Origin of the sequence: Neisseria sp. HMSC03D10, from assembly GCF_001807625.1 — a bacterium.
Lineage (GTDB): Bacteria > Pseudomonadota > Gammaproteobacteria > Burkholderiales > Neisseriaceae > Neisseria > Neisseria mucosa.
Genome location: NZ_KV789606.1, coordinates 1 through 5,773, shown reverse-complemented (window position 1 = coordinate 5,773; position 5,773 = coordinate 1). Strand labels below are relative to the sequence as shown.

The window sequence follows — 5,773 nt, the reverse complement described above, 5'->3', positions numbered from 1 at the left end:
TGTCCTGATTTAAATTTAATCCACTATAAATCGCTATGTCCGAATATGGTTTCTCTTGCCAGTGGGAAATGGTAGGCCGGCTGTTTATTGGGATCGATAGCAAAAGGTCGTCTGAAAATATTTCAGACGACCTTGGTTGTTTACGATGCCGGTATCTCCGCCGCGCAAGGTTTGGCGGTTTTATGTTTTGGCGATTTCAGGAAATTGCGGCAGTCTTCCAAAATTTGGGGCAGAAGCGGTTCGAATTCCTTTCTACTGCGGATTTTGCCGGTGTAAAACGGCATCGTGTAAGGATAGTAATAATACATGTCTTGCATCCATTGCGCGCCTTCTTTGGTTTTACCTTGACGGTAGAGGTAGAGGCCGACCTGGTAGGCATTGCTGTAAGGGCGGTAGGTGAGTGCGTCGAATGCCGCTTTTTGCGCCCAAGGTTGGACTTTTTCATCGGCCGGGTCGGCACGGCGGGTCAGGCTCAGGTCGGCATAATAGGCCAGCATGGGACTGGTTTCGGAAATGCGGCGCAGTCCGGAAATTTTGGCGTTGGCTTGAGACGGGCCGTCGGTTTTGGGTTGACGGCTGTAAGCGGTCAGGTCGGTATAGTTCCAGCCTAAGTGCAGCGTGCCGCCGATAATGGCCAATGCGGCGATACCGCCTGCCAAATTGCGGCGGCGGGCTTGTTTGATTCCGTCGGATACATCTTCATAACGCGCGCTTGAGAGAGAAAGCATGAGGGCGAACGGGGTCAGGAAGTAGATGTACCAAAGCGGGTATTCGAGCATGCTGTGGCACATGGTTACGCTTGCGGCGGTCAGTAGGAACAGGTTGGCAGGATTAGACGGACGGGCAATCAAACGCCAAACGCCCGCGAGTATGGTTCCTGCGCTCAATAATGCGCCTGTCAGCCCCATTTCGGCAAGGATTTGCAGGATAAGGTTGTGGCAGTGGGTGAACAAAACGCCGAGAATGTTATTGGCAAAGTACTGTTTTTCCGCATTTAACAGGAAACTCAGGCTGCCGAAGCTGTTCCAGCCGTGTCCGAGGATTGGGGAGCGGGTAAAGGCGGTCCAGGCATTCCGCCATTCGATTTGGCGCGCAGAACCTTCAAAATCGCTATGGCCGGCGCGTTCTACCGCGGTCTCGTAACGGCTGTTGCCCAGTAACTCAAGTAGCGTCCCCATGCCGAACTGGAAAACCGCAGCCAATACCGCTGCGAAAAAGAAGATTTTGATTAAGCGTGCCGATTCGCGGCCTGCCCGCCAGTACCAAAAAGGCAGAATCAATACGATAGCGATGATGTAGCCCAAGATAGTGCGCGAGTTGACCAAACCCAAGACGGCAGTCAGCAGAAATACGCAAATAAATCCCAGCCAGTCGGGCATTTTCCGCGTTGCCCACAAATAGGATGCGGCAAGTACGCCCCACATCAGATAATGGCCCAGATGGTTGCGTTGTCCGAGCTGACCGTTTACCGTTCCGCCGCCGTAAGCCAATATGCCGTGAAACAGGGAAATGTCCGACCATCCTTTGAACTGCATAAATGCCACGACAGCCTGCGCGGCTGCACCAAAAAACAATGCCCATGCGAATACGGTAACAATTCTGTCCTGCCCGTAAGCGGAAATCCAGCCGCGGCAGGCCCAGGCAGACAGTGCGAGGATGACGAAGGTCCATGCCGCCAAGTCGCTCATCCCGGGATACAGCAAGCCCATTATCCGAGGCTGTATCGCCCAATATGCCGCCATCAGCAACAGTCCGACAGATACATAAGGCAGGCGGATATTGAGCAGGCCTTTATATGCCGAAGCCAATACTAAAATTGTCGCACCCAACAGGGAGCCGGCTTCAAGGTAGAAGCTCGGCAGTGGGCCTACGCGGTAAATCGACAGGAAAGGGACGGCGCAAACCCAGATAAAACAAACCCATAAAGGCAGCAGGCGGATATTCCATTCATTTTTAAGATGATATGCGGTACGGGCAAACATTATTTCCCCTCTTTTTTGTGTTGTTTGATAAATGCGAGGCAGGCGACAAAGAAAATTATGCAGGAGGTAAGCGACAATGCGGCGCACAGACGTTCGGCAGGCGAAGCGTCAAACAGGCGCATGACCGCCTCGGCAAAATAAATCAGAATCAGCATAGAGCTGTATTGATAAGTATAAATACGGCCCTTGAGTATGCCGCCCAGCGGCAGGCATAAAGGCAGGGCTTTGAGGGCAAGCCATGAACCGCCGTTGCGCAAAGGCGCAATCCACAATTCCCAAGACAGGGAAAGCAGAATCAGAAAAATCAGGCTGGCACACGAGGCAAGATAGGGTAGGGAAGGTTTCGATGATGTATTCACGGGCAGGTCTGAACGGCTTTCAGCCGGATATTGGAACGCGAATTATACCGAAACAGGATGTGATGACGCAAAAAGGTCGTCTGAAAACCTCTATTTGAAGGTTTCAGACGACCTATTGCCGTTTCATCAGTTTTTTTAGATTTTGGTGAAGATGGCTTCGTTTTCAAAACGTGATTTGGGTAAAGCGGCGTTGAAATCGTCTGCGGCACGGTAGCCGAAGGAGACGACGGCGACGGCTTTGTAGCCTTTTTCGGTCAAACCGAATTCCTCATTTAAAACCTGCAAATCCACGCCTTCCATCGGCACGGCGTCGATGCCTGCTGCGGCAGCGGCGAATAGGGTGAAGCCTATGTTGAGATAGACTTGTTTGGCAAGCCATTGCTCTTCATCTTGGATTTGGTTGCGGTGGATGCCCAAGAACAAGCGGCGGGTAGAGTCGCCGGCCTGCTTGGCTTCTTCCGTGGCGAAGCGCCCGTCTCTGTCTTCTTGCGCTAATACGGCGGCGACATAATCATCGTCGGCGCAAACGCGGGCGGTGAAGACGACGACGTGGGAGGCATGAGTAATTTTTGGGGCGTTGTAAGGGAGTTTTTCGGTGGATTTGGCAATGCGCGCTTTGCCCGCTTCATCATCGGCGATGATGAAGTGCCACGGCTGCATATTGACGCTGGAGGGGCTGTTGCGCAGGGCGGCTTCGATATGGGCGAAGTCTTCGGCTGCGATTTTTTTGGACGGGTCGAAAGATTTGGTGCTGTATCGTTGGCGGACGATTTCGGTAATATTCATGATTTATTGCCTCTTTATAAAAAAAGAAAAACAGATTATAGGAAGGTCGTCTGAAAGGAGCAATCAGGCAAATCTTAATACTTTAGACGATAGGAAGACTTTTATTTTTCGCCGATTGAAGATAATAAGTGTATGCAAAAAAGCCTGAACAAATTGTTCAGGCTTTTTAAATTTGGCTCCCCGACCTGGGCTCGAACCAGGGACCTGCGGATTAACAGTCCGTCGCTCTACCGACTGAGCTATCGGGGAATGGGGCGTATTATATAGCCCTGAAAAAAAGTGTCAACTAAAATTTCAACTGACGAAACGGCAGCATTTCAAATATTTGAATGGTAAGTATATTATTTTGACTTTATTCCATTAATATTTTGCGCTGATTAATTTCCCGTTTTTAAATACCTGTTGCTGCATGACGTTGCCGTTGTAGGCATATACGGTTAATGAACCGTCATACGGTGTGGCGCGGAATTGTAGCAGCCGGTCGCGGGGCAAGGGGTAGGGGTCGGTGCGTTTCCTGCTGTTGTCGCTGTAGAAATCCTGTACCAGATATTCATGATTGTGCCTGCTGATTAATTGCCGATAGTAACCGCCCTTGACGGGGCTGTCGGCAGGGTTGCCCTGTGCGTCAAAGTAAGTAACGATTTGTTCCTCGATAATATGGATACCGCCGTTGTTTTTAGGGATACGGTTTTCCCTTTTGCCGATGCCGACGGGAATATTGACAGAGGTACCTAATCCGATATGGCTGCCTATACCTGTTCCCAAGCCGAGGCCTACCGACATGCGGGGCGAGTCTGCAGTGCAGGCGGTCAGGATGAAGGCGGATAGCGATAACGCGGTGGCAATAGGTTTCATAAGATAATCCTCATGGATTGAATATCCATATAAAACAATTATATATTATAGAGTGGCATAGGTAGAAAATATCGGCGGCTAGACAGCCGCCGATATTTTTTATGAAGCCAAGATGCGTGGGAAAAGGATTTCGTTTTCCAAGTGGATATGTTCTTCCAAATCGTCCGACAGTTCTTGTGCCAACGCGTACAACCTTTGCTGGTCTTTGTCGGCGTTTTGCGGCGGAGTGAAATGATTGGTCAGGGTTTTCAACTGCGCCAGTGCGCGGTCGTGTTCTTCGTGTTCGTGCATCATGACATTAACCGGCATGGCGGCGCGGCTGCCCAAGCCCTGTTTTGCCATCGGAAACAACATACGTTCTTCCTTCATCATGTGCATCAGCAGCTCGTTTTGGATGTATTCGAGCAGTTCCGGCAGTTCGGCGGGGAAGCCGTCGGGCGAGGTTGAGGCGATTTTGTGCGCCAAGGGGACAAGCTCTTCAAGTTGTGCGCGGTGGGTATTGTGATAGCGGCTGATGACATGGTCTATCACGGTATTTACGGGGGAAACTTCCCAAACGGTCAAATCGGTCATGGCGGTATTCCTGAATTTAGTCGTTTTCAGACGACGTTTAAGGTTTGTGGTAAAGATTGATATTGTATGAATGTATTCGAAGCATACACCCCGCACGGGCGGATGTACAGTTTTCGGCCTTGTTTCACGCAATACTTATAACCAATTTTTCTTTGCGGGAAACAAACCATTCTTTCCGTTTTTCAGACGACCCCGCTAAAGTGGCAGCATCTTATTTTTTCCTTCCGATCGACCATGTTATTACTCAAAACGCCCAGCGTACTGCCCGGCTTCAAAATCAGCCTCGGCCTGACCGTATTGTGCCTGTCGCTTCTGGTGGTTTTGCCGTTTGCGATGATGGCGGCGAAGGCGGCGGAAATCGGCTGGGGCGGCTTTTGGAACACGATTGCCGAGCCGAACGTGTTGGCGGCGGTGTGGCTGAGTTTGCGGATGTCGTTTTATGCGATGCTGACCAATGTCGTGTTCGGCACGCTGGTGGCTTGGGTGTTGGTGCGCTATGAATTTCCGCTCAAGGGGCTGGTAAACGCGCTGGTCGATTTGCCGTTTGCGCTGCCGACGGCGGTTACGGGCATCGCGTTGGCGACCTTGTATGCGCCCAACGGTTGGATAGGCCGTTTTTTCGAGCCTTTGGGCATCAAAATCGCGTTTACGCCCGTCGGCATTTGGATTGCGCTGGTCGTCGTCAGCCTGCCCTTTATCGTCCGCGCCGTGCAGCCGGTATTGGAGGAATTGTCGGGCGAATATGAGGAAGCGGCGGCAACATTGGGGGCAAACCGCTTCACGACGTTCCGCCGCGTGCTGCTGCCGGAAATCACGCCGGCGCTCTTAACCGGCGCGGGCATGATGTTCGCGCGGGCAACAGGGGAATACGGCTCGGTGATTTTCATCGCGGGCAACATTCCGATGGTTTCCGAAATCCTGCCGCTGATTATTACGGGCAAGCTGGAACAGTTCGATGTACAGGGCGCGTCGGCGGTGGCGTTGTTTATGCTGATGGTTTCGTTTGTGATTCTGTTTGCGTTGAACGTGATGCAGTGGGCGTTGAGCAGGCGTTCGGGAGCGAAGGGTTGAGGGGTCGTCTGAAAACCTGAACTACGCTGTTGCCGTCATTCCCGCGCAGAAAAATGTAGGTCGGATTCTTGAATCCGACGTTTTGATACTGAAACAACGGAACACAGGATATTTTGTCGGATTCAAGAATCCGACCTTGTATATCGA

At 51.4% G+C, this 5,773-nt stretch carries 6 protein-coding genes and 1 tRNA gene; 1 reads left to right on the top strand and 6 read right to left on the bottom strand.

The annotated features are described in order from the left end of the window. Positions 1-140: 140 nt before the first annotated feature. The 6 genes from HMPREF3066_RS10670 to HMPREF3066_RS10645 form a co-directional block, all read right to left on the bottom strand. Positions 141-1,982 (bottom strand): PglL family O-oligosaccharyltransferase, encoded by a 1,842-nt coding sequence (locus HMPREF3066_RS10670; protein WP_070442850.1) that lies wholly within the window; start codon positions 1,980-1,982, stop codon positions 141-143. Beyond that, a complete protein-coding gene (locus HMPREF3066_RS10665) occupies positions 1,982-2,341 on the bottom strand; it encodes a DUF2069 domain-containing protein (protein WP_039407927.1) in 360 nt (119 codons plus the stop codon). Before HMPREF3066_RS10665 ends, HMPREF3066_RS10670 begins: the two co-directional genes overlap by 1 nt. Before the next feature lie 135 nt (positions 2,342-2,476). After that, positions 2,477-3,127 carry an oxygen-insensitive NAD(P)H nitroreductase gene (gene nfsB / locus HMPREF3066_RS10660; protein WP_045072898.1) on the bottom strand — a complete coding sequence of 217 codons (651 nt, stop codon included), beginning with the start codon at positions 3,125-3,127 and terminating at the stop codon, positions 2,477-2,479. A 173-nt stretch (positions 3,128-3,300) separates the two neighbouring features. Continuing rightward, positions 3,301-3,376, bottom strand: a tRNA-Asn gene (locus HMPREF3066_RS10655). Between the two features lie 111 nt (positions 3,377-3,487). Continuing rightward, positions 3,488-3,982, bottom strand: a complete 495-nt coding sequence (locus HMPREF3066_RS10650) for a hypothetical protein (protein ID WP_049226274.1) — start codon at positions 3,980-3,982, stop codon at positions 3,488-3,490. A 99-nt stretch (positions 3,983-4,081) separates the two neighbouring features. Then, a complete protein-coding gene (locus HMPREF3066_RS10645; RefSeq protein ID WP_070442847.1) occupies positions 4,082-4,555 on the bottom strand; it encodes a hemerythrin domain-containing protein in 474 nt (157 codons plus the stop codon). A 234-nt stretch (positions 4,556-4,789) separates the two neighbouring features. Between HMPREF3066_RS10645 and cysT the strand changes: the two genes are divergently transcribed. Continuing rightward, positions 4,790-5,626: a sulfate ABC transporter permease subunit CysT gene (gene cysT, locus HMPREF3066_RS10640; RefSeq protein ID WP_070442844.1), complete on the top strand. Its 837-nt coding sequence runs from the start codon at positions 4,790-4,792 to the stop codon at positions 5,624-5,626. The last annotated feature ends 147 nt before the right edge of the window (positions 5,627-5,773 follow it).